Here is a 22,774-nt window from a genome sequence, read left to right as displayed (position 1 = left end):
TGGCCCTTTTTTATTGTTACTAGATCACAAATGCGATAAGGAAAGTTTCGTAAAATGAAAAAGTAACTTGTATAACAGGCACACTTTTGGCACTGGTCGGTTACTTGTTACAAGAAGCGACTTCCCATATGCAAGGAGCAAAACATTGGGCTTGTATCAAACAATCAACAGCGAGCAGCAACAATGAAGGATCACCGTCGGCACCTTTGTGGTACTGAAGGTACGTTGATTAATCAGTTTAAATCTCAGTAGTAAGCTGGTAAACAACAGGAGGGGGTGTAAGTCGACTTGTTGTCTCTAGTCAAATTCATCCGTTGTAGTTTATTATTGAGTTTAAATAGCGAGCCAGTAATAACGTAGGAAGTATTATGAAACGAGTAGTCGTTTGTATCTTGGCAGCTGCGCTGCTGAGTGGATGTAAAACATCACCAACGGGAAGAACGCAAATTATGATGTTCCCCGAGCATAAAATGAATGAGTTGGGTGCGGCGAGCTTTGATCAGATTAAAACAGAACAGCCTATCGAAGCTGATACAAAAACAAATCAATATGTAAAATGTATTGCAGATGCACTGATAGCTCAGCTGCCAAATAAATACGCTCAGCAAAACTGGGAAGTTGTGGTATTTAAAGATGACAGCGCGAATGCATTTGCATTGCCTGGTGGGAAAATTGGCGTACATACAGGACTGTTAAAAGTAGCCAAAAATCAACATCAACTGGCGGCAGTGATGGGCCATGAAGTTGGTCATGTAATTGCACAGCACGGTAATGAACGCATGACGCAAAGTAGCTTTTTACAAGCGGGTTTACAGGTGAGCAATGCGGTATTAGAAATGAATGATGTACAGTACCGCAACGCCATTATGCAAGGACTCGGTGTTGGGGCACAAGTTGGCGTGGCATTACCATTTGGCCGAGCGCACGAAAGTGAAGCCGATATTATAGGTCTTGAACTCATGGCAAAGGCGGGCTTTAAACCCATAGGGTCGGTTGAGCTTTGGCAAAATATGGAAAAGCTGGGTGGAGATAGGCCTATGGAGTTTTTGTCGACACACCCATCACCTGACAACAGAATAGAAAAGTTAAACAGTAAAATGGCTGAAGCCAACAATTTGTTTAGAGCGGCTCAGCAACAGGGGTTAAAGCCGCATTGTAAGGTGTAATCGAGTTTGGCAAAGGTCAAGCAACGCTTTGCCTTTGTCACACATTAACTCTGCGTATAAAAGTTTAACCCCAGCTCATCCAATACCACAAATAGCCGCAGGTCTAATTCTAATTGATGATAGTCGGGCTCCATATTACAACACAAATTGTAAAATGCTTTGTCGTGTTCGGCATGTTTGAAGTGGGCTAACTCATGCACGATTAAGGCGCGTAATATTGCTTCTGGCGCGTACTTTAGCTGGTTGTTCAATGCTATATCGTAGCGCGCTTTCAGCTTTTGGCCATGGCGGTGCTGCTTGTGAGTATGAGTACCGAGCGTCCCTTTCATCATATCGGTATGTTTGTTAAAACTGACGTTATTTAATCGTGGTGTATTCTTCAGATAACGCTGTTTTAAGGCCGTACAATATTGATATAGGGCCTGCTGATTTTGTAATTGGTGGCCCAACGGATATTTGCTTTTGAAATAAGGCTGCAACTTCTCATCTGCTATCAGTGTTTTCACCTGGGCTTGTAAACTGTCGGGGTAGTGCTGGAAATACTTTAATTGTTGCATTTTTTGCGCTTGGAACATGGCCGTTTTAAACGTATTCTATCGCGTGATTATAACGCAAGGAAAAGAGTAAATGTATAAGGCGAGTTGTTTATGCAATGCGGTTCAGCTAGAGATCAATGGGCCCATTGAAAGTATTATTCACTGTCATTGTTCCCTGTGTAGAAAGTCCAGCGGAACGGCCTATGCGACCAATGGTTTTATTGCGACGTCCTCATTGAAAATAGTAGCGGGCAAGGAGTTGATCCAATCCTATGCCTTTAAGCCTGGCAAGCTGAGGCATTTTTGCAGCCGCTGTGCGTCTCCTGTGTTTAGTTCCAACGCTGAACTACCGGAAAAATTACGTCTAAGGCTTGGGATACTTGATTCGGATATTGAAGAGCGACCCGCGTCACATAATTTTGTGTCGTCAAAAGCAAATTGGGACGAAATAAATGCTCAGATCCCCCACTATGACGAATTTGAACCGGGAAGAATGAAAGTTAAGTAATTCGGTTGTAGAAAAGGTGAGTGCGGCGCACTCACTTCCTATTATTTGTAAGTTTCCATCGTGCAGCAGTCTGACGCACGAGAATTACCACCACTAGGGCCTAAGGCTGCTTGGCAGCAGTCTGATGCACGGGAGTTGCCCCCAATCTGGCCGCCGGCAACTTCGTTAGTCTGGGCTTTTGGGAGACGTACTTTATCGAAAGATAGAGTTTTGACTGGTTTTTTTTGTAGTTTGAGTATCATGGTTAGTCCTTATTTATTTTTATATAATCCAATTTCACCTTGCCAGTCTTAAGGTGCGCTGTCAAACTTCACAGCAATGACTGCTGTGTAGGTTGTTGTTCTGCTGGAAAAGGCAGGAGGACTTTGTGCTCTATACCTAAATCTTGAATAAACTGCCTTGCAAGCAGCGGTGCGTCGTAATTATCCGCAGTATGGAAAAAAACGATAGGCTCCTTTCCTTGTGTTATCCAGGTATCTATCTTTTTTAACCAAGGTTGATAAAAAGGTCGATTATTCTCAAGTACAGAGCAGCCAACAAAGCGCAACATGGGGCGATTGCCCGTAGCAATTACGTTGACAGGTACTCGTGGCTTTTTACGCTGTGCGTCTTCAATAGCTGTTGTGCTCGGCGCTTCGCTAAATAGAGGGCGTGTATCCATCATGATGCGGTTAATGCCATTACTCATCAAAAATTGGTTTAAGCGTCTTTCATGGTCGTCTTTTCGAAAAAACGCCAAATTGCGCACCTCTATGCCAAGGCATAGTTCACGCGGCAATTGTGCAATGAAGCTTTGTATTCTTGATAGGTGTTCCGGTCCGCAACTTGCCGGCAGCTGTAACATGACCATGCCTATTTGATCAAACAGCGGTGCGAATAGGCTCAACCAGGTTGCTAGCTCTTTTTGGCAATTTTGCAGTGCCAATTCGTGAGAGATGAGTTTAGGTAATTTGAAAGTAAACTTAAAGTCATCAGGGACGGCGTTCTTCCACTGTAATACGGTCTCAGGTTTTGGGTTTGCGTAAAAGCTGGTGTTGCCTTCAACACTATTGAACATAGTTGAGTATTCGCTGAGCATATTTGCATTACTGCAGTGTTTACTAAAGAAACGTCCTTTCCAGTGCGATGAGCTCCATTGTGGGCAACCTAAATACAACATAGTTATCTTCGTTTGTGCTTTTTTTTGAGTTTATCAAATTGAGAGTACCTAAAAAAATCAACTTTGCGAAGATTCCTTGCTTTATAAGGATGACAAAGCCCCCCAGTTTTATATAATTGGCGATTATTTTTGTTAATTACGATAGCGATAGGCTGAATAGCACTTTTCATGCAGGCCTAAGCAAATAGGAACGATATGCGCTCTATATACTGCGGAAATTTAAATAAAGACCACGTAGGTCAAGAAGTCGAATTATGTGGTTGGATCAACAAGCGCCGTGACTTAGGTGGATTAATTTTCGTCGACTTAAGAGACCGCGAAGGTTTGGTTCAAGTTGTTTTTGACCCAGAAGTTGAAGGCTTGATGGATGTTGCGAATACGCTGCGTCAAGAGTTTTGTGTGAAAGTGACAGGTAGTGTACGTGCGCGTCCTGACAGCCAAGTTAACAAAGACATGGCGACAGGTGAAGTTGAAATCCTTGGCACAGGCCTTGAGATCATTAACCGCTCTGAACCTTTACCGCTAGACTTCAATCAGCAAAATTCAGAAGAGCGACGTCTAAAGTACCGTTACTTAGATCTTCGTCGTTTAGAAATGAGCGATCGAATTAAACTGCGAGCGAAGGCATCTAGCTTTGTTCGTCGTTTCCTAGATACCAATGATTTCTTAGACATTGAAACGCCAGTATTGACTAAAGCAACACCAGAAGGTGCGCGTGATTATTTGGTACCAAGCCGTGTACACAAGGGCAGCTTCTACGCACTGCCGCAATCACCACAGCTATTCAAACAATTGTTAATGATGTCTGGTTTTGACCGCTATTACCAAATCGTAAAATGTTTCCGTGATGAAGATTTACGTGCTGACAGACAGCCTGAATTTACTCAAATCGATTTAGAAACGTCATTTATGAGCTCTGATCAAGTACGTGAAGTAACAGAGCGCATGATCCGTGAAATGTGGCAAGAGCTACTGAATGTAGACTTAGGTGAATTCCCTACGATGCCATATGAAGAAGCGATGCGTCGTTTTGGTTCGGATAAGCCAGATTTGCGTAACCCACTAGAACTTATCGACGTTGCAGATATCGTTAAAGATGTCGAGTTTAAAGTACTAGCTGGTCCTGCGAACGACGAAAAAGGTCGCGTTGCTGTACTAACTGTGCCAGGTGGTGCTGAATTGTCTCGTAAGCAAATCGACGAGTACACTAAGTTCGTTGGAATTTATGGCGCGAAAGGTCTTGCTTGGATGAAGGTGAATGACCGTGATGCAGGTATGGAAGGTGTACAATCACCAATCGCTAAATTCTTAAACGAAGACGTGATCAGCGCTTTACTAGAGCGCACAAATGCACAAACTGGCGATATCATCCTATTCGGTGCTGATAAGCGTAATGTTGTTAACGAAGCAATGGGTGCACTACGTTTGAAAGTTGGTTTGGACAGAGAGATCACTGATCTTAACAAGTGGGCACCGCTTTGGGTTGTTGACTTCCCGATGTTTGAAGAAGATGACGAAGGTAACTTGCATGCTGTACACCATCCGTTTACGGCGCCAAAAGATATCAGTGCACAAGAACTCGAAGCAAACCCTGCGGCAGCGATCTCTGATGCGTACGATATGGTACTTAACGGCTATGAAGTCGGTGGTGGTTCAGTTCGTATCCACAACAACGAGATGCAGCAAGCAGCATTTAGAATTTTAGGTATTGAAGAGCAAGAGCAGCAAGATAAGTTTGGTTTCTTACTCGATGCACTGAAGTATGGTACACCACCACATGCTGGTTTGGCGTTTGGCCTTGACCGCCTTGTGATGTTGTTATGTGGTACAGATAATATTCGCGATGTGATTGCATTCCCTAAAACAACTCAGGCATCTTGTTTGATGACCAATGCGCCAAGTGTTGCAAACCCAGATGCATTAACTGAGCTTGCGATTGCAGTGCAAGCACAACAAGAACAAAGTGTAGAGCAGTAATCACTGACTTTCTATGAAAAGGCGGCTTTAATAGCCGCCTTTTTTGTTTAACACTGGAAATCCATACAGTATTTTGGCATGATGTTGAAAAAAGCAAAGAGGGCAGTGCCTTGGCAGTTATTTTGGGCATAGACCCTGGTTCGAGGTTTACAGGTTACGGCGTTATTGAGCATCAAGGTGCAAAATTTAAGTACCTTGGTAGTGGCTGTATTAAAGTTGGAGAGCATGATTTCCCAACTCGGTTAAAAATGATCTTTCAAGGTATAAGCCAATTAATAGAACAGTTTTCACCGGACAGCTTTGCGATAGAGCAAGTATTTATGGCGCACAACCCAGATTCTGCATTAAAGCTTGGGCAAGCGCGAGGAGCGGCCATTGTTGCTGCGACGATGCAAGATGTCATTGTCCATGAATATTCAGCGAGACAAATTAAGCAGGCAGTGGTTGGCACAGGTGGTGCAAATAAAACTCAGGTGCAAGAAATGGTTAAACGCATTTTAAAGTTACCCGGTACACCTCAAGCAGATGCTGCAGATGCTTTAGCGATTGCAATTTGTCATGCGCACTCTGAACAAAACTTAATTCGTTTGGCAGGTAATGCTAAGAAAACAGTTCGTGGAAGGTTAAGATAATTATGATAGGTAAATTAAGTGGTACTTTATTAGAGAAGCAACCGCCAGAAATTTTGATTGATGTAAATGGTGTGGGCTATGAAGTACAAATGCCAATGACTTGCTTCTACGAGCTACCAAGTACAGGTCAGCCAGCTGCAATATTCACTCATTTTGTTGTTCGCGAAGATGCCCAGTTGCTTTTTGGCTTCAATCATAAAACTGAACGGGCGCTATTTAGAGAGCTGATAAAAGCGAATGGTGTGGGACCTAAGTTAGCTTTGGCGATTTTGTCAGGGATGTCGGCCGAGCAATTTGTACATTGTGTTAATCAAGGTGATGCGTCTACACTGGTTAAGATCCCGGGAGTGGGGAAAAAAACCGCTGAACGCCTAGTCTTAGAAATGAAAGACAAGTTGAAAGACTTTGGCCATGACTTGTTCACGCCATTCAGTGACAATGCAGTTATTCCACCTCAGGACAATCCGACTGTGGGTAACTTACCTGCGGATGACGCAATTGCTGCGCTGGTGGCTTTGGGCTACAAAGCTGCGCAAGCACAAAAAGCAGTTAAAGCAGTGAAAGGCGAAGGTTTAGATACAGAAACCATTATTAAAGAAGCCCTTAGATCTATGATGTAATTATGATAGAAGCAGACAGACTAATAGAACCTGAAGTTCAAGGTAATGAAGAGCAAATTGATAGGGCTATTCGCCCTAAGCTGCTGAGTGACTACACAGGCCAGCCTCATGTTAAACAGCAAATGGAAATCTTTATTGAAGCGGCAAGATCGAGAGACGAAGCGTTAGACCATTTGTTGATATTTGGACCTCCTGGGCTCGGCAAAACGACCCTTGCCAATATTGTCGCCAATGAATTGGGTGTAAACATAAAGACGACTTCAGGGCCTGTGCTTGAAAAAGCAGGAGATTTGGCAGCAATGCTAACAAATCTTGAAGAAGGTGATGTGTTATTTATCGATGAGATACATCGCCTAAGCCCTCAAGTTGAAGAGATTCTGTATCCGGCAATGGAAGATTACCAGCTAGATATCATGATAGGCGAAGGACCTGCTGCGCGTTCAATTAAATTGGACTTACCTCCCTTTACTTTGGTGGGAGCAACAACACGCGCAGGTTCATTGACGTCACCGCTGCGAGATCGCTTTGGTATTGTGCAAAGGCTTGAGTTTTACTCGGTCGATGATTTATCACAAATTGTCAGCCGCTCGGCACACTTTTTAAATCTAGAAACAACCGAAGAAGGTGCGCGTGAAGTTGCTAAAAGGGCACGCGGTACTCCGAGGATCGCCAATCGTTTGTTGCGGCGAGTAAGAGACTTTGCTGATGTAAAAGGTGATGGTAGCGTTGACAAGCACATTGCAAACCAAGCGCTCGATATGGTGGATGTCGACAAATGTGGCTTTGATTATATGGACAGGAAGTACTTGCTGGCAATTATTGAGAAGTTTACAGGTGGCCCTGTTGGTCTTGATAACTTAGCTGCTGCAATAGGGGAAGAAAAAGAAACCATTGAAGATGTCATAGAGCCTTACCTAATCCAGCAAGGATTTATCCAACGTACGCCAAGAGGGCGTATTGTTTCAGACCGAGCTTATCTACACTTTGACCTTTCCAGAGAGTAACTCTCATTGAGCCATAGTTTTTACTGTGGCTTTTTTATTTGCATGCGTTATTTCCTAGCAATGCCAAATTTTGGGCAAAAAAAAGCCCGCACATGTGTGCGGGCGAAAACAACAAGTTGAAGGAAGTAATCCAGGGAACTGATGAGTCTGTTAAGGTTTTATCCAAAAGTTTCTCATCAAAAGCAACAGAGTAAATCAGAACTCTATCACTCGGTAACTGGCTTTGCATTGCGTTAAGCAGTGCGCTCAGTACAGGGTGTATATTAGAGATATTCTGGTTCGTTATCAAACTAGAAAAATTGCAACTTTCGAATAAAAAAAACTAATGCGAAATGTATTTACTATTTCTTACATAGTCGAAAGTATGCAATATTGTGTTTTATAAATATATGAAATATAAGGCTTTGTACTATTTATGCGCAAAATGTAAATATTAGATAATCTGTTGTTAATTGGTATTACCAATGTGTTTTTGAGCATTTATTCGCGCAAAGTGAATAAATCCTTGCATTTATGCAGGGCGAGTAAATATTTACGCTCTCTTTGGCGGCGAAGAATAAAAATGTTAATAAAACAGTAAAAGCAACAAACCAAATGGATTTATGTGAAAAATATCCTTATTTAGGGGCATAAGTGTCGTAGGATGAAGCATTGTGTTATTTATCGACATTTAAGCTAATTTTATAGCTTTGACGTTGTAAGGCATTATTTGTGTGGTTAAACTACCTGAACCTTTTGTCGTGCTTGAAGTCTATCTGTTGAAAGGCGCCATGCCGGGTACACAATATTATTAGGAGTGTTAAAACGTGGAATCGGGTTTAAATTTCATCGATCTAATTTTAGAAGCCAGTGTGTTGGTTCAACTTGTTATGTTGACGTTAGTCGGCATGTCCATCGCCTCATGGGCGATTATATTCCAGCGCCGCTCTGTGATTGCTGAAGCACAAAGTGATGCCCGTAAGTTTGAGCAACAATTTTGGTCAGGTATGGACTTAGGTAAGTTATATAATGAAATCACGGCACGATCAGGCAGTTCGAAAGGATTAGAAGCGTTATTTGTTGCTGGGTTCAAAGAGTTTGCAAGGCATAAGAAGAATAACACGGGCTCAGCAAATATGATTTTAGATGGCACACATCGTTCGATGCGTGTAGCGTTATCGCGAGAAGTAGAAAAGCTAGAGTCGAGTTTGTCTTTTCTTGCTACAGTTGGATCTATCAGCCCCTACATAGGCTTATTTGGTACTGTATGGGGTATCATGAACGCTTTCATCGCTTTAGGTAATGTTAAGCAGGCAACTCTGCAGATGGTTGCGCCAGGTATTGCAGAAGCGCTGATCGCAACTGCAATGGGCCTATTTGCTGCAATCCCTGCGGTGATGGCGTACAACCGTTTTGCGAAACATGTAGAAAAACTGGAAGTGAACTATGCCAATTTTATGGAAGAGTTTGCCAATATTTTGCATCGTCAAGCAGCCACTTTAGTGGAGAGCAAAACCAATGTATCAGCCTAAAAAAAGAAGACCGGTTGCTGAGATCAATGTAGTTCCCTACATTGATGTCATGTTGGTGCTGCTGATCATCTTTATGGCAACAGCACCGCTTATCACCCATGGGGTAAAAGTTGATTTACCCCAAATGCAAGAATCCGATCTGGTTGAAACCCAAGATGCGCCACCAATAATCGCCACCATTGATGCTGAAGGGAAATATTACGTGTCTGTAGGCACAAACCCAGAAGCACCAATGGATGCAGTAGAAGTCGCTGCGGTTATAAAGCTTAAATTGCAACAAAACCCTGATACGCCAGTAATGATTAAAGGATCTGGTCGCGTGTCATATCAAGAAGTTTTACTGCTGATGGACTTTTTGAAAAATGCAGGTGTGCCATCTGTGGGGCTTATGACAAAATCATTCGAGGATAATTAATGGATGCGTTAACAAGCGGAATTATCAAGTCGTTTCTGCTTCACTTCGCGTTAGCTGGTATGTTGTTCGCGTCGGCTAACCTACAAATGTCAAAGCCTACGGTCATGCAAGTGCAATTAAACCCGGTTATGGAAGAGACGCCGGATGAAAAAGTGGTGTCTGCAATTTCTGTAGACCAACAGGCTGTAGAGCGCAAGGTTGCAGAATTGAAGCGCAAAGAAGATGCACAAAAGCGTGCAGAAGAAAAGCGTATTCGCGATTTGGAACGCCGTGCTGTGCAAGCGCGAAAAGACCGAGAAGCTGAGGCCCGTAGGATTAAAAAACTTGAACAACAGCGTCAGGCTAAACTTGCTGAAAAGCGCAAAGCTGAAGCTCAAGCCAAAAAGGCTCGAGAAGTAGAGAAAAAGCAACGCGCGGATGCAGAAAAGGCTAGAAAGGAAAAGTTGCAGGCTGAACAAGCAGCAAAAGCGGCGGCAGAAAAGCGTAAGTCTGAGGAAGACCGTTTAAGAGAAGCTGAAGCCAAGCGCAAGCGTCAAGAAGAAGAAGCGAAGCGCAAAGCACAAGAAGCTGAGCAAGCACGACAAAAAGCATTGCAAGAACAATTGTTACAAGAGCAGTTAGCTCAAGAGCAGGCTGCGCGCGCAAAAATTAGACAACAACAAGTGCTTGGCGAAGTAGACAAGTACAAAGCACTTATAATGCAACGTATTCAATCTAACTTACTTATTGATGAGAAGATGAAAGGAAAACAGTGTCGCTTGAACATACGCCTAGGCTTTAATGGTCTTGTGACTCAAGCAAAATCATTAGGGGGAGATAAGTTAGTGTGCGAAGCGGCACTGAGGGCCGTGCGCATGGCGGATACACTGCCTGTTTCAAAAGACAAAGATGTTTTTGAACAGCTTAAAAATATTAATTTAACGATTAAACCAAATCTTTAAAGGAAAACCATGTTAAAGCATTTTAAAAACATATTTCTGGTTTTTGCTTTTGGTATGACGACTTTGGCTCATGCGGCACTTGAGATCGTCATTACTGAAGGTGTAGACAGCGCAAGACCAATTGGGGTTGTGCCTTTTAAATACATCGGCAACGGTAGCGTCCCTTCAGAGATAAGCACAGTCATCGCGGCTGATTTGATGCGCAGCGGCAAATTTAAGGCTGTTTCTGAAGAGCAAATGCCACAGTTGCCTACTACGGATGAAGATGTGGATTACGATGCATGGGTTAGTCTAGGTGTCGAAGCAATCGTCGTTGGCACAATCACTCAGCAACCGGCTAATCGCTATTTGGTTAAGTATGAGCTAATTGATGTCTTGCGTGCTCAGATCACCGGTGGTGAAACGCGTATGATGAGTAATGGCAAACTAATGAAAAGCCAAGACCATATTTTGGAAAGTCGCCAAAGTGTGATCGATAGTGATTCGTTCCGCTACTATTCACACCAGATCAGTGATGTGGTTTACGAAGCACTGACAGGTGAACGTGGTGCATTTAGAACAAAAATTGCGTATGTGATTGTTCGTGAAGAGCAAGATAAGCCGTATCAGCTAGTTGTTGCCGACTACGATGGCTTTAATGAGCAGGTGTTACTGCGTTCGAAAGAACCATTAATGTCACCAGCTTGGTCACCTGATGGCAATAAGCTGGCCTATGTGACTTTTGAAAATCGCCAATCACAAGTTTATATTCAAGATATATATACCGGTAAACGTGAAAAGTTAACCAGCTATCCCGGTATTAACGGAGCGCCACAGTTTTCACCTGATGGCTCACAGATGCTGGTCGTGTTATCAAAAGACAAAGGCGGCGCGACAGAAGTCTATGTAATTGACTTAGAAACACGCGTGGAAAAGCGCTTAACTAAGCATAGAAGTATAGATACCGAGCCAAGTTGGCACCCAAATGGCCGAGAAATTGTGTATACGTCTGAAAGGGGTGGTAATGCCCAGATTTATAAGTTAAATTTAGACTCTGGTAGATCTAGACGCGTTACATTCGATGGTGATATGAACTTAGCGGGTTCAATTACGCCGGATGGTAAACAATTAGTAATGGTAAATCGCACGCTAGGTCAGTACCATATAGCAAAGAAAGAATTTGATTCAGGGCTGTTTCAGGTGTTAACTCGTACGAGACTCGATGAATCACCGAGTATTGCGCCGAACGGCTCTATGATTATTTACAGTACCCTGCATAATAATAAGCAGGTTTTGGCCCTGGTGTCGATGGACGGTCGCTTTAAAGCGAGACTGCCTGTGCTTGACGGGCAAGTGAAGGCACCGGCCTGGTCGCCATTTTTACAGTAATTTTTACTGGTTAGACTTATAAAGATATAGGAATATACTCGATGCAACTTAACAAAACTTTAAAGGCTTTATTGGTAGCGTTGCCTGTAATGACTTTAGCTGCATGTAGCTCATCATCTGGTGATGTTGAAGGTGGTGATAGCCAGCAAACCAATGCTGCTTCTAACAGCAACGACAAGGTTGATGTAAATACAATCGACCGTCCAAAAACTGCTGAAGAGAAATTACAAGAGAAGTACACTCAGTTGCGTCAAGAGCAAATCGTATACTTCGATTTTGACCGCTCTACAGTACGTAGCGAATATGTTGAGTTACTACAAGCACATGCAGACTTCCTAGTTAAAAACCCAAGCGTAAAAGTACTTGTTGAAGGCCATGCGGATGAGCGCGGTACTCCTGAGTACAACATTGCACTTGGCGAGAGCCGTGGTAAGTCTGTTGCTAAATACCTTGAGAGCCTAGGTGTTTCTGATAGCCAAATCTCAGTAGTGAGCTATGGTGAAGAAAAGCCAATGGTTAAGTCGCGCACTGAAGAAGCTTTTGCTAAGAACCGTCGCGCGGTATTGGTATACTAATTTAGACAAGAGATGTTATGAAGCCGAAAACTATTTTGGCAGCCATCATCTTTCTTAGCGGGAGCTCCCAAGTCTGGGCAGCTCCCGCTACTGTTTATGATGCTGCAAATAATCAAAAGTCGCTTGAACAGCGCGTTGCTGAACTTGAAAAAATGATGACTAATCGGAATCGAGTGCAAGCAGATCTTCAATTACAGTTGCAGCAATTGCAAGACGAAGTAAGCCAAGTACGCGGTTTTACCGATGAGCAAAGTTATAAGCTTGAAAAGGTACTACAGCGTCAGCGCGAGCTTTATCAAGAAATTGAAAATCGTGTTAGCCAAGTTTACGAGCAAACTAAGTCGGATATAGCAGCTACTGCCATTCCAACAGTGGGTGAACAAGCAGTAAGCTCAAACCTGTCTGAAAATGAAGCCTATGACCGCGCCGTTGCCTTAATTATGAAAGATAAGCGCTATGATGCGGCTATTCCAGAGTTTCAGAGCTTTTTGCAACAATTCCCAGAGTCTGTGTATATTCCAAATGCACATTATTGGCTAGGGCAGCTACAATCAATTAAGAGCAAGCCTGCGGAAGCAATTAAGCACTTTACTATTGTGGTCGAACAGTTTCCTGATTCAAACAAACGCCCTGATGCGATGCTAAAGCTGGGTACTCTGGCTGCGAATGCAGGTGATAAGGCCAAAGCGACGCAATTATTCAATGCGTTGATAAAAGAATACCCAAGTACGACTGCTGCAAAATTAGCAACAGAGCGGTTATCTAAGCTGTAATCAGCTGCTTTATGTACACAGTGGTGTAAAAATAGGCGCTTAGACATAAAATTTAAAAAAAACAGCGTAATTCAGTTGCACTAGAATTTTAAATAAGTATTATAAGCGCCCGCAGCAGGCGATACGGTATCGACTTCTTGCTGCAATGAGTGGGTCATTAGCTCAGTTGGTAGAGCAGTGGACTTTTAATCCATTGGTCGATGGTTCGAGTCCATCATGACCCACCACTTTTGCTTAAATTTGATATGAGCGGGTCATTAGCTCAGTTGGTAGAGCAGTGGACTTTTAATCCATTGGTCGATGGTTCGAGTCCATCATGACCCACCATTAAGCTTAAAATTCCCGAGCGGGTCATTAGCTCAGTTGGTAGAGCAGTGGACTTTTAATCCATTGGTCGATGGTTCGAGTCCATCATGACCCACCATTTTAAGTTGTCTTCATATCCTCGAGCGGGTCATTAGCTCAGTTGGTAGAGCAGTGGACTTTTAATCCATTGGTCGATGGTTCGAGTCCATCATGACCCACCATTAAGCATATAAATATCCAGAGCGGGTCATTAGCTCAGTTGGTAGAGCAGTGGACTTTTAATCCATTGGTCGATGGTTCGAGTCCATCATGACCCACCATTAGCTTAAATCTGGATACCCGAGCGGGTCATTAGCTCAGTTGGTAGAGCAGTGGACTTTTAATCCATTGGTCGATGGTTCGAGTCCATCATGACCCACCATTAAGCTTAAAAATTTCCCGAGCGGGTCATTAGCTCAGTTGGTAGAGCAGTGGACTTTTAATCCATTGGTCGATGGTTCGAGTCCATCATGACCCACCATTTAAGCTTAAAAAAATTCTTGAGCGGGTCATTAGCTCAGTTGGTAGAGCAGTGGACTTTTAATCCATTGGTCGATGGTTCGAGTCCATCATGACCCACCATTCAAGATTAAAACTTCCCGAGCGGGTCATTAGCTCAGTTGGTAGAGCAGTGGACTTTTAATCCATTGGTCGATGGTTCGAGTCCATCATGACCCACCATTCAAGTTTAAAAAATTTCCTCGAGCGGGTCATTAGCTCAGTTGGTAGAGCAGTGGACTTTTAATCCATTGGTCGATGGTTCGAGTCCATCATGACCCACCATTTCCTTTACGACTCTTTTATTCTTAAATATTCTTTCCTAATCTTGTCATTTACTAGGATTATCTCCGTATTTTTCGTATAATTCGCGCCAATTATGCAATGTGGACTATGTGGTCGAGAGAATGAGTCTAGCAGAACAAATCATGCCTGAGGATTATATATTTCCTCCAAAACCAGCACCGTTGAATGATGAAGAAAAGCAGCAGTATAAAGCGCGGATCAAGTCATTGTTAAAAGAGAAAAATGCGGTCTTGGTTGCCCATTATTACACAGATCCAGAGATCCAAGCGTTAGCGGAAGAGACTGGTGGTTGTGTCGCAGATTCACTTGAAATGGCGCGTTTTGGTGCCAAGCAAGAAGATGCGGAAATCATTATTGTGGCAGGTGTTCGTTTCATGGGCGAAACGGCAAAAATTTTAACACCTGAAAAAACCGTAGTGATGCCAACATTGGCTGCAACTTGTTCACTGGATGTGGGTTGCCCAATTGATGCGTTTTCTAAATTCTGTGATGAACACCCAGAAAGAAAAGTCGTGGTTTATGCAAACACATCGACAGCGGTAAAAGCGCGTGCAGATTGGATTGTGACGTCTTCTTGTGCTCTAGAGATAGTCGAGCACTTAGACTCTGAAGGTGAAACCATAATTTGGGGTCCTGACAAACACTTGGGTTCTTACATTCAAAAGAAAACAGGTGCTGACATGATCATGTGGAACGGTGCGTGTATCGTCCACGATGAGTTCAAGACAAAAGCGCTAAAAGATATGAAAGCGCTTCATCCTGATGCGGCTGTGCTGGTGCACCCAGAGTCTCCAGCTGAAATCGTTGATCTTGCTGATGCTGTTGGTTCTACAAGTCAATTGATCAAAGCGGCACAAGAAATGGATAATCAAAAATTCATCGTGGCAACAGATCGCGGTATTTTTTACAAGATGCAGCAGCTTTGCCCTGAGAAAGAGTTCTTTGAAGCACCAACAGCAGGTGAAGGTGCAACTTGTCGTAGCTGTGCGCACTGTCCATGGATGGCCATGAATGGGCTACAAGCGATTGAAGAAGCGCTAATTAATCCAGAAGGTAAAGAAGTCTTCGTCGATATGGAGTTACGTGAAGGGGCACTGCGTTCACTGAACCGTATGTTAGATTTCTCTGCAAGTTTAAAAGGCTAATGGATATTGTTTGTAATCTAGCCAATTAAGCGAGATTACAAAAAAAGTACTTGCTAAAAGGCGGGGGTTTTCATAGTATTAGCCCCGCATTCAGTGCGGAGAGATGGCTGAGTGGCTTAAGGCGCACGACTGGAACTCGTGTATACGTTTATAGCGTATCGAGGGTTCGACTCCCTCTCTCTCCGCCATTCCTTTCCCTTTAAAATCAATTATTTATACTTTTCTTGCTTAGGTTTGGGACCATTTTGGGACTTTTCTGGCTAAATCCAAGTTGCTCACTAACGCGTTTTGACATGTCTGGTACTTCATTGTGCATCCATTTTCCATAGTGCTGTTCGAGCATCTTTGTAGATGTATGGCCCAGTTGATTTGCTATCCATCGCTCGTTAACGCCAGCCGTTAAAAGTTGGCTTGCAAATGTGTGGCGCGCTTGGCTTGGGCCTCGGTATCTAATTTTGCACTTTTTAAGGTGTGTTTTAAAAAATCGGTCTCGGTATGGCGCTTCGCCTTTCAATTCTTCATTTGATAGCGAATTAACGAACACAAAGCGCAGGGATTCAGTTTTAACGGTTTTATTGTCTTGCTGCATCACTTTGATAGTGTGAGGCTTTAGCATCGCGCTCAGGGCTAATTGTGACCGTAATATTTCAATTGCTGGCTCGAGCAAGTGAACTGTGCGAACGCTTCCAGCGGTTTTTGGTACTTTATATTGTTTAAGGACAATTGCTCGTTGCACTTTGATGGTGCCGTTATTTAGGTCAATATCCTCCCAAGCTAGCGCAAGCAGTTCAGACAGTCGTAAACCTGTCCAACAGCAGAAGATAAACGCATTTACTTCCTGTGGGCGTTTTGTTGGTGTGCTTGCAAATATGTCTAATTCTTCACGGGTGAAAGGGTCAGGCTCATCACGAACAATCTTTAGGTTATCAACATACTCCAATGGACTGAATTCAATAATACGGTCCGCTCGTGCATCATCAAAAATTCCACGAAACGGAATGAGTACTTCATTGATTGTTTTGTTGCTTAACGATGATAGGTCAACGCTAATCCACTTTTTGATGTGACTTTGACGCACCTCATTTAATTTGAAATGGCCCCATACAGGCAGCACATGATTTTCAACCTTGCTTTTGTATGACCGGATTGTACTAAATGCGACTTGAGTCTCTTTGATGCTAAGCCAAATTTCCATTGCTTGTGCGACGGTTGGAATCTCTTCGCGTTTAGGTTTGGCGCTCCACAAAAGAGCGCGTTCAGAGTTGGGGAAGTGTTCTGCGTAATCAAATGTGCCTGTGGCAATCTCATGTAAAATAACTGCTCGTTTGTTACTGGCAAACTTAATGTTCGACTTTGTGAGTGATAAACCTTTGAGTGCTTCACGGCAGCGCACAGACTTAAAATAAAAATCAATTCTAATGCTCTTGCCGTGAATGCTTACACCTTCAAACTGCTTGCAGTACTCCTTTAAACTATTCATTACTGGCCGTTCTCTACAAAGTTATCCCAATTTTCAAAGTGGTAGTAAATGCGGTTGTCGCCAGCCTTCTTCCAAATCACACCTTCCTCAAGTTGCCCCTTCTTCCTGCGGTTATCAAGTTTCTCTTTATCGAGCCCTTTAAACTGCTCCATAATGGTGGGTAGTACCCAGCCTAGTTTGATGTATGCATTCATGTTCAAATCTCCTTCTATTTGATAATATCAGTTTCGGTAACGCCGCTTCCTGTAAAACTATACGTAAAAAAATACATACATGTAAAGTTTTAAGTGGTTTTATTTGTTTTTGTGTGGTTTTGCTGTTAATTTTTAATTCTCAATGGAGTAAAGGAACTGATGAAAAATGTATTTTTAAAAGTAAATAAAAGAAAAATTAAAGAGCTTGATGCAAGTGCATGTGGAATCGTTTTTGGGGCCACTAGTGGTGGAGGTTTAGACCCAACCGTAGCGCAAGCGCAGGCTCGTGTTGCTAATAAGAATTGGGCTAAACCTTAGGGAATAAAATGGAGCAAAAATTACTTTCGTTTTCTGAACACATCACTTTTGCTTATATAGCAATGTGGTTGATTTATTTGATTGTATACAGGCGCTTAGATAGTAAGGTGATAGCATTAACGAGTGTTGTTTTTTTCTCTCTATTAATGAATTACATCACGCCATACGTGCTTGCATATGCAAAGAATAACGCAGGGATATTACCAAAGGCGGTGTTTCATTTGACTTTTTGCGCTATTCAGTTGGTTGCAGTATTTTCAATTAGATTGCTACATGACTACTTTAGGCTAAAAATGAGCAAGGCAGCTCTAGCTGTTATCATTTTATATATATTACAGGTGTCTATACATTTAATTTATTTGGCTGAAAAGGCTGTTTTAGGGACATTTAGCTTGTCATACATTTACACCATTTCGATTAACACTGTTAATGTCTTGTTGTGTTTTGTGTGTGTTTTGTGTATCTTGCAATTCAAGGTGTCTACGAGCACCAAAGGTGAGTATCTGTAAATATGGTGAGTTAGATGGAGCTTGTTATAAGCGTTATAGTAATTTGCGCGATAGTTTTTACTCTCTGTATTGCTTGTCGGGAAGCGTTTTTTTCGGTCAGGCAATATAGGGCTACTAAGTCTAAGGAGAGTTTTTCAGACGTTGTAGATATTAATTATTTAATAGGTTGTAGGGCTTTTGGTGTTAAACCACAGCTTGATGGGCAGAATAGTCTGGCAGGACAAACAATCCTTTTAAAACAGCGAGACAACATGCTGAAAAGTATAAGAAAGTAAAAAAGGCTCCTAGCGAGCCTTTTTTAATGTGTGAATGGCTGTATTTAATTGCTCTTGTTTTGATTGGTTTATTTTATAAAGAACATCGTAAACTTCAGCAACCCGATCAGGTCCCATCTTTTCATAAACATTGAAAAAGCCAATAATTTCTTCATCACTTAAGTTGTCTAATCTAGCAAGTGTTTGAAACGCTTCGGTTAGCGATGCCGTATCCAATTCGTGGGCCGATTTAGCCTGCTCTTCCAAAAAAACATTTCGACTAATTCCTAAAAACTTCGATAAATCATCAATTTGATTCTTCGACAAGCTATTTCGCCCACTGAAGTAGTGGCTTACAGCACCCTGACTCTTAACATTGAAGATATGCAGTAGATCGCGCTGCTTCACTCCTTGCTTCTTCATTACGGATTGAACCGTCTTTACCCATGGGGGTGGTGTTGGCTGTGTTGGTTGTGTCATGTTTTTTGTTTAATTGAAGAACTTGTTATCGATATTACAGCCCCCTGTATTTTTAATCAAATTGATTACTTGGCTAGATTTCTTTCTCCTTACTTAATGTTGACATTAATAGTAAATGGATCGTAATGTAATATATGAAAGTTTACGAAAAGTTTATTTTTAGACTGGCTCCTTGATAGAGGGAGTGGCATGGCCATGTCACCCCTCTGCTTTACAAGGAAATTTATTATTCAAGGAGAAAGAAATGCAAATTCTATTACCTCCATCATTTTCATATAAAGAGCAACGCGCTATTCAGCATGCTTTGATTTACAGAATTTTATTGTTTAAAGACCGAAAAGCTAAAGCAGTAAAGATGAGGGAGAAGCAGGGTTACACGTGTTGTGTAAATACCATCAATGATTGCAACTCGGCGCTTAAGAAGTTGAGGAATGCAAGATGGAATTAATCAAAGACCCAAATCACTGGGCGCACCAACGCCAAAAGCTAAAAACACTGAAATCCGAATTTCAGCGTTTAAAAACTCAATTCGCTGGCAATTACACCCCCGCCCCCCAAGAGCAAAAATCTCCAGGTTCTTTGCTTCGTCATGCATTAGTCAAAACCGCACCAATGGAAAACCAAGGCTTGAAATATAAAGTTTTGCGTGAAGTGGCAATGAAAACTGCGGGAGGCATGACGCTATGAGCTTTGTTGACTTACACCCGGAAGACCTTGATTTAGTAGCCTCAATTTTGCTCGTTCCTGCAATTACTGCGCATATGCGAGATGCAACTAGCAAACAGCTCCCCCCTACTCAAAAGCAGGTCTTATACATCAAAATTTTGATTGCCAAATTAGCTGTCAGAGGTGAGGTTGCTAAGCAATTGATTAAAATCATAGAAGATACGCTTGCAGCTTGGGTAAAGGTTGGGCGGTAACGTGCAAGCCACATTAGATTCTCGTTCACTACCGATAGCGTGGGAGTTGGTTGGAGACTGCGAAGAATCCCGCAAAATGCAGCCGATTTGCATCACCGCCAAAGCGCCATTTTGCTATACGCAATTTGGCTTTGATGCTGTTGCAGAGCGCACAAAAGAGTTATTGCGCTCAATCCCTACCAATAGATTACGCCGTATTGCCGCGCACGGATACGTTAAGCGTTTTCACTCAACTACAGCTAAAAACCCTGAGCGTTCGGCAAATATATATTTGCGTAAATTGGTTGCCCGGGTCACTGAAATTTTAGAAAAAACACCACTGACAGTTGGTGAGTTGAACAGTTCAAAACGCAGAAAAGAAAAAGCGAAGCAATTAGCGCTGATCTGTACGCAGATGTGCATTGTTGATTTTGACGAATCGACGACTTTAGAAGATGCAGAGCAACTAGTTTTTGCATGCTATATCAAAGCTGTGGATTTCACGCTCTCACAGGGGATTACACCGCCTTACTTATCGACTTTTAACAACGCTTGTTCAGTTTGGGATAGGTGCCCGACTAAATGCAAAGCCTGTGATACAGACGAACTTGCTAACAAATTGGAACGCGGCATTAAGCGTATGTGTTGTGATAAATGGTGGATACGCAAATTAAAGCGTATTCGAGATACGACACTCGAACACCTGAATATCACTATGGGGTTGGTTCGAAAAAATGTGAGTCCATACGCAAGCAAAGACGCAGTACAAGAGTTCAGAAGTAGCCGAAAATCTCAGGCTGAGTGGGTTGATTCGATGCAAATCGAAAGCGAGGCAGGACATGAGGTGGATTTGCGCGAAGTGTTTGATGGCTCTGTTTCAAACCCTGAAATTCGTAGGATTGAAACGATTGTTCGCATACGTGGTTACGCAGAGTGGGCCAAGTATAACGAAATGAAAGGTATGTTCTACACGATTACCGCGCCCAGTAAATACCACGCTAACAGCTCGAAATACAACAATGCATCACCAAAAGACACTCAAAATTACTTAGTGTCTCAGTGGGCGAAAGTTCGAGCCACACTTGCGAAAGAGAAAATCAAATTCTTTGGGCTGCGCATTGTTGAGCCGCACCAAGATGCAACACCGCACTGGCACATGCTCATGTTCATGAGAGATGAAGACGAGCTATTCATTACAGGTGTCATGCGTAGGTTTGCGTTGCAAGAAGACGCAGACGAAAAAGGCGCGGATAAGAATAGATTTGATGCTGTAGAGGAAGACCCAGACAAGGGCGACGCGGTTGCCTACATCATTAAGTACATATCGAAAAATATTAACGGCGCGCATTGCGATGGTATGTACGACGATGAAACGGGACTACCAATAGACGAAGACGGTGTGGTGATGAATATCGGTGCATGGGCTTCGCGCTGGCGTATTCGTCAATTTCAATTCATAGGCGGTGCGCCTATTGGTATCTGGCGCGAATTTCGACGATTTACAGAGCAGGAAATCGAAAAGTTAGCCGTACTTGGCAAAGAAATTTTTGAGGCTGCGGACAATTCTCGATTTTCTGAGTTCATCGAATTGCTGGGTGGTGCATTCGCTACAAGAAAAGAGCGCCCGGTAGCAATTGCGAAAGAGGGCGACGGCGAAAACGACTATGGCGAAGCCAAGTCTCGTGTTGTTGGCGTAGCCATGAGTGCGGGAACGTATGTGACCAGAGCGATAAAATGGGTTTTGAAAAAAAGAGGTGCGCCAGCATCTCCTTGGAGCACTGGAAATAATTGTAACCCTGAGCCAAATGACTGGCAGGTCAGGCACGGGGATAAATTGAATCCTATCAATTTAATACCCCCAGAGATTCGCAATAGCGTGCAGCGGGGCGCTAGATACATTGAAACCGATGAAATCAATAAAACTGTGACCGAGTATAGCGTTCTCGGGGGTCAGCTAATGCAGGAGAGTGTGAGCTATGTGTGAGGATTTATCAGGCCTTTTAGTCTCGGTATTTCTATTTTGTTGGATGCTGTTAGTAGGAATGCTGTGTTGGCAGGCGAATCAGGAAAATCGAACTTTTCAGAGTGCATATAAGCGCTCAAGGCGGCGTTCCTGTTTTAAAACTTCAGTTGTTCCAATAATAGGAGGGCGTCCCTCAAGAGCATTACATAATAAGCGCAATGGCGGTGATTCAAGTAGTAAGGCGCATGAGAAATACACCATTTCAACAAGCCGTCACTGGTGACGGGGGGGCTCATGCGCAAACTAACACGAAATCAAAAGTATGAACAAAAGCAGAAGGGTAAAGGCTTAAAAAAAGTAACTTTGTGGGTGCCAGCAGGGGCTGAAATTGAGGTTAAACAGATGTGTGAATTTCTGTGTGAGAACACCGATTACATTCCCTTTATGGCCCGTTCATTAACCACAGGAAAAATGAAAAAGGCGATTTGATGGAAAACGTACTTTGTAAATTGCAGCAGTGCAAAAAACTTAAACAAAAAGCTGATGGTTTGTCTGCTTGGCAACTTGACCAAAAAGTAAAACTTGCAGATGAGGCAATCAATTTAAGTATAAGCGCCATGGAAGAAATGGCGCTCACAATTATTAAGCTTCAAGAAAAGTTAGGAGAGCAAGCATGAACTTAGTACCAGTTGAGGGTGGCCATGTACCAATGAGCGCTAGCAAAAACCCTGTTCTTGGGGTCTATCGTCATCATTGTGGGGAGATTTCTACTGTTCATCAACCAAAAGGTCAAAAGAAGGCCCACTTAAGGTATTTGCTTTGCCCTAAGTGTAAATGTGATCAGGCAAGTGGTGCTGAATATCAGCAGTTAATCCGTGAAAATACTCACAGGACCATTGAAGAGTTAGAAGCGGCCGAAGCATTAGAAACCCCAAATGATGCGGTTTACAGCGATATTGACCATCAAGAAAGTGAAGCATTAAATCAGTCGCTAGAAGTAGTTGAAAAAGAATTAGCTGATCAACCGACAGAATCCCCAAATGACGGGGTTAAACAATTATCAGATGAACCCGAAGTAAAACCGATTGCACAGCCAAACACCACAGCAGCTAATGAAAGTGGAAATGCCAAAAAAATCGCATTTTGTGCAGTATTTGGTGCAGTGATAGGCAGTTTGTTTGCGATTGCATAACTTTTA

At 42.8% G+C, this 22,774-nt stretch carries 27 protein-coding genes and 11 tRNA genes; 32 read left to right on the top strand and 6 right to left on the bottom strand.

Going from position 1 to position 22,774, the window contains the following annotated elements; all coding sequences use genetic code 11:
• Positions 1 to 368 precede the first annotated feature (368 nt).
• Entirely contained in the window at positions 369 to 1,166 is a 798-nt protein-coding gene (locus MHN81_RS03450; RefSeq protein WP_023402213.1) for a M48 family metallopeptidase, read from the top strand.
• 44 nt (positions 1,167 to 1,210) lie between these two features.
• Here MHN81_RS03450 and MHN81_RS03445 read toward each other — a convergent pair whose 3' ends face one another.
• Complete coding sequence (locus MHN81_RS03445; RefSeq protein WP_036977442.1) at positions 1,211 to 1,723, bottom strand: YgjP-like metallopeptidase domain-containing protein; 513 nt, start codon at positions 1,721 to 1,723, stop codon at positions 1,211 to 1,213.
• Positions 1,724 to 1,793: 70 nt separating this feature from the next.
• On the opposite strand from MHN81_RS03445, the gene MHN81_RS03440 reads away from it, so the two are divergent.
• Positions 1,794 to 2,210: a GFA family protein gene (locus tag MHN81_RS03440; RefSeq protein WP_023402211.1), complete on the top strand. Its 417-nt coding sequence runs from the start codon at positions 1,794 to 1,796 to the stop codon at positions 2,208 to 2,210.
• 41 nt (positions 2,211 to 2,251) lie between these two features.
• Here the strand turns inward: MHN81_RS03440 and MHN81_RS03435 are convergent, their stop codons facing one another.
• A complete protein-coding gene (locus MHN81_RS03435; protein ID WP_023402210.1) occupies positions 2,252 to 2,452 on the bottom strand; it encodes a hypothetical protein in 201 nt (66 codons plus the stop codon).
• A gap of 68 nt (positions 2,453 to 2,520) precedes the next feature.
• Positions 2,521 to 3,369 carry a DUF72 domain-containing protein gene (locus tag MHN81_RS03430; protein ID WP_023402209.1) on the bottom strand — a complete coding sequence of 283 codons (849 nt, stop codon included), beginning with the start codon at positions 3,367 to 3,369 and terminating at the stop codon, positions 2,521 to 2,523.
• Between the two features lie 195 nt (positions 3,370 to 3,564).
• Between MHN81_RS03430 and aspS the strand changes: the two genes are divergently transcribed.
• From aspS to MHN81_RS03320, 22 genes are all read left to right on the top strand, one after another.
• Positions 3,565 to 5,346: an aspartate--tRNA ligase gene (gene aspS / locus MHN81_RS03425; RefSeq protein ID WP_239425042.1), complete on the top strand. Its 1,782-nt coding sequence runs from the start codon at positions 3,565 to 3,567 to the stop codon at positions 5,344 to 5,346.
• A gap of 110 nt (positions 5,347 to 5,456) precedes the next feature.
• Entirely contained in the window at positions 5,457 to 5,978 is a 522-nt protein-coding gene (gene ruvC, locus MHN81_RS03420; protein ID WP_023402207.1) for a crossover junction endodeoxyribonuclease RuvC, read from the top strand.
• A 2-nt stretch (positions 5,979 to 5,980) separates the two neighbouring features.
• Entirely contained in the window at positions 5,981 to 6,598 is a 618-nt protein-coding gene (gene ruvA, locus MHN81_RS03415) for a Holliday junction branch migration protein RuvA (RefSeq protein ID WP_023402206.1), read from the top strand.
• A gap of 2 nt (positions 6,599 to 6,600) precedes the next feature.
• Entirely contained in the window at positions 6,601 to 7,602 is a 1,002-nt protein-coding gene (ruvB, locus tag MHN81_RS03410) for a Holliday junction branch migration DNA helicase RuvB (protein WP_023402205.1), read from the top strand.
• Between the two features lie 806 nt (positions 7,603 to 8,408).
• Positions 8,409 to 9,113 carry a protein TolQ gene (gene tolQ, locus MHN81_RS03405; protein WP_023402204.1) on the top strand — a complete coding sequence of 235 codons (705 nt, stop codon included), beginning with the start codon at positions 8,409 to 8,411 and terminating at the stop codon, positions 9,111 to 9,113.
• On the top strand, positions 9,100 to 9,528 hold the full coding sequence (tolR, locus tag MHN81_RS03400) for a protein TolR (RefSeq protein ID WP_023402203.1): 429 nt from the start codon (positions 9,100 to 9,102) through the stop codon (positions 9,526 to 9,528). Before tolQ ends, tolR begins: the two co-directional genes overlap by 14 nt.
• Entirely contained in the window at positions 9,528 to 10,469 is a 942-nt protein-coding gene (gene tolA, locus MHN81_RS03395) for a cell envelope integrity protein TolA (RefSeq protein ID WP_023402202.1), read from the top strand. The genes tolR and tolA overlap by 1 nt, the downstream gene beginning before the upstream one ends.
• 54 nt (positions 10,470 to 10,523) lie before the next feature.
• Positions 10,524 to 11,837 (top strand): Tol-Pal system beta propeller repeat protein TolB, encoded by a 1,314-nt coding sequence (tolB, locus tag MHN81_RS03390; RefSeq protein WP_231105444.1) that lies wholly within the window; start codon positions 10,524 to 10,526, stop codon positions 11,835 to 11,837.
• Between the two features lie 41 nt (positions 11,838 to 11,878).
• The gene (pal, locus tag MHN81_RS03385; protein WP_023402200.1) at positions 11,879 to 12,412 is read left to right on the top strand and encodes a peptidoglycan-associated lipoprotein Pal; all 534 of its coding nucleotides are present in this window, start codon (positions 11,879 to 11,881) and stop codon (positions 12,410 to 12,412) included.
• 17 nt (positions 12,413 to 12,429) lie between these two features.
• The gene (ybgF, locus tag MHN81_RS03380) at positions 12,430 to 13,185 is read left to right on the top strand and encodes a tol-pal system protein YbgF (protein ID WP_023402199.1); all 756 of its coding nucleotides are present in this window, start codon (positions 12,430 to 12,432) and stop codon (positions 13,183 to 13,185) included.
• A 151-nt stretch (positions 13,186 to 13,336) separates the two neighbouring features.
• A tRNA-Lys gene (locus MHN81_RS03375) sits at positions 13,337 to 13,412 on the top strand.
• Positions 13,413 to 13,436: 24 nt separating this feature from the next.
• Positions 13,437 to 13,512: transfer RNA gene (locus tag MHN81_RS03370), tRNA-Lys, on the top strand.
• 21 nt (positions 13,513 to 13,533) lie between these two features.
• Positions 13,534 to 13,609: transfer RNA gene (locus tag MHN81_RS03365), tRNA-Lys, on the top strand.
• 27 nt (positions 13,610 to 13,636) lie between these two features.
• Positions 13,637 to 13,712, top strand: a tRNA-Lys gene (locus MHN81_RS03360).
• 23 nt (positions 13,713 to 13,735) lie between these two features.
• Positions 13,736 to 13,811: transfer RNA gene (locus MHN81_RS03355), tRNA-Lys, on the top strand.
• A gap of 25 nt (positions 13,812 to 13,836) precedes the next feature.
• Positions 13,837 to 13,912, top strand: a tRNA-Lys gene (locus tag MHN81_RS03350).
• A gap of 23 nt (positions 13,913 to 13,935) precedes the next feature.
• Positions 13,936 to 14,011, top strand: a tRNA-Lys gene (locus MHN81_RS03345).
• 25 nt (positions 14,012 to 14,036) lie between these two features.
• Positions 14,037 to 14,112 (top strand) — tRNA-Lys (locus MHN81_RS03340).
• A gap of 23 nt (positions 14,113 to 14,135) precedes the next feature.
• A tRNA-Lys gene (locus MHN81_RS03335) sits at positions 14,136 to 14,211 on the top strand.
• A 26-nt stretch (positions 14,212 to 14,237) separates the two neighbouring features.
• Positions 14,238 to 14,313: transfer RNA gene (locus MHN81_RS03330), tRNA-Lys, on the top strand.
• Between the two features lie 122 nt (positions 14,314 to 14,435).
• Positions 14,436 to 15,479: a quinolinate synthase NadA gene (gene nadA, locus MHN81_RS03325; protein ID WP_023402198.1), complete on the top strand. Its 1,044-nt coding sequence runs from the start codon at positions 14,436 to 14,438 to the stop codon at positions 15,477 to 15,479.
• 97 nt (positions 15,480 to 15,576) lie between these two features.
• Positions 15,577 to 15,667: transfer RNA gene (locus MHN81_RS03320), tRNA-Ser, on the top strand.
• A 17-nt stretch (positions 15,668 to 15,684) separates the two neighbouring features.
• Here the strand turns inward: MHN81_RS03320 and MHN81_RS03315 are convergent.
• Entirely contained in the window at positions 15,685 to 16,959 is a 1,275-nt protein-coding gene (locus tag MHN81_RS03315) for a site-specific integrase (protein WP_239425041.1), read from the bottom strand.
• Positions 16,959 to 17,153, bottom strand: a complete 195-nt coding sequence (locus MHN81_RS03310; RefSeq protein ID WP_239425040.1) for a hypothetical protein — start codon at positions 17,151 to 17,153, stop codon at positions 16,959 to 16,961. The genes MHN81_RS03315 and MHN81_RS03310 overlap by 1 nt, the downstream gene beginning before the upstream one ends.
• 159 nt (positions 17,154 to 17,312) lie before the next feature.
• On the opposite strand from MHN81_RS03310, the gene MHN81_RS03305 reads away from it, so the two are divergent.
• Positions 17,313 to 17,471, top strand: coding sequence for a hypothetical protein (locus MHN81_RS03305; RefSeq protein WP_239425039.1), 159 nt, complete (start codon positions 17,313 to 17,315; stop codon positions 17,469 to 17,471).
• 8 nt (positions 17,472 to 17,479) lie between these two features.
• Positions 17,480 to 17,980 carry a hypothetical protein gene (locus MHN81_RS03300; protein WP_239425038.1) on the top strand — a complete coding sequence of 167 codons (501 nt, stop codon included), beginning with the start codon at positions 17,480 to 17,482 and terminating at the stop codon, positions 17,978 to 17,980.
• A 284-nt stretch (positions 17,981 to 18,264) separates the two neighbouring features.
• On the opposite strand, the gene MHN81_RS03295 is transcribed toward MHN81_RS03300, so the two are convergent.
• Positions 18,265 to 18,714, bottom strand: coding sequence for a hypothetical protein (locus tag MHN81_RS03295; protein WP_239425037.1), 450 nt, complete (start codon positions 18,712 to 18,714; stop codon positions 18,265 to 18,267).
• Between the two features lie 438 nt (positions 18,715 to 19,152).
• Here MHN81_RS03295 and MHN81_RS03290 point away from each other — a divergent pair, with 438 nt between their 5' ends.
• From MHN81_RS03290 to MHN81_RS03265, 6 genes are all read left to right on the top strand, one after another.
• Positions 19,153 to 19,401 carry a hypothetical protein gene (locus MHN81_RS03290; protein WP_239425036.1) on the top strand — a complete coding sequence of 83 codons (249 nt, stop codon included), beginning with the start codon at positions 19,153 to 19,155 and terminating at the stop codon, positions 19,399 to 19,401.
• Positions 19,398 to 19,634 (top strand): hypothetical protein, encoded by a 237-nt coding sequence (locus MHN81_RS03285; RefSeq protein ID WP_239425035.1) that lies wholly within the window; start codon positions 19,398 to 19,400, stop codon positions 19,632 to 19,634. Before MHN81_RS03290 ends, MHN81_RS03285 begins: the two co-directional genes overlap by 4 nt.
• A 1-nt stretch (position 19,635) precedes the next feature.
• Positions 19,636 to 21,597, top strand: coding sequence for a replication endonuclease (locus MHN81_RS03280; RefSeq protein ID WP_239425034.1), 1,962 nt, complete (start codon positions 19,636 to 19,638; stop codon positions 21,595 to 21,597).
• A 273-nt stretch (positions 21,598 to 21,870) separates the two neighbouring features.
• The gene (locus tag MHN81_RS03275; RefSeq protein WP_239425033.1) at positions 21,871 to 22,065 is read left to right on the top strand and encodes a hypothetical protein; all 195 of its coding nucleotides are present in this window, start codon (positions 21,871 to 21,873) and stop codon (positions 22,063 to 22,065) included.
• Positions 22,065 to 22,253, top strand: a complete 189-nt coding sequence (locus MHN81_RS03270; protein ID WP_239425032.1) for a hypothetical protein — start codon at positions 22,065 to 22,067, stop codon at positions 22,251 to 22,253. Before MHN81_RS03275 ends, MHN81_RS03270 begins: the two co-directional genes overlap by 1 nt.
• On the top strand, positions 22,250 to 22,768 hold the full coding sequence (locus tag MHN81_RS03265) for a hypothetical protein (RefSeq protein ID WP_239425031.1): 519 nt from the start codon (positions 22,250 to 22,252) through the stop codon (positions 22,766 to 22,768). The genes MHN81_RS03270 and MHN81_RS03265 overlap by 4 nt, the downstream gene beginning before the upstream one ends.
• Positions 22,769 to 22,774: the final 6 nt, after the last annotated feature.

The sequence above is a fragment of the Pseudoalteromonas sp. Of7M-16 genome, assembly GCF_022347805.1.
Lineage (GTDB): Bacteria > Pseudomonadota > Gammaproteobacteria > Enterobacterales > Alteromonadaceae > Pseudoalteromonas > Pseudoalteromonas luteoviolacea_F.
The sequence above is the reverse complement of the archived record's forward strand: the minus strand, read 5'-3'. Positions and strand labels throughout refer to the sequence as shown.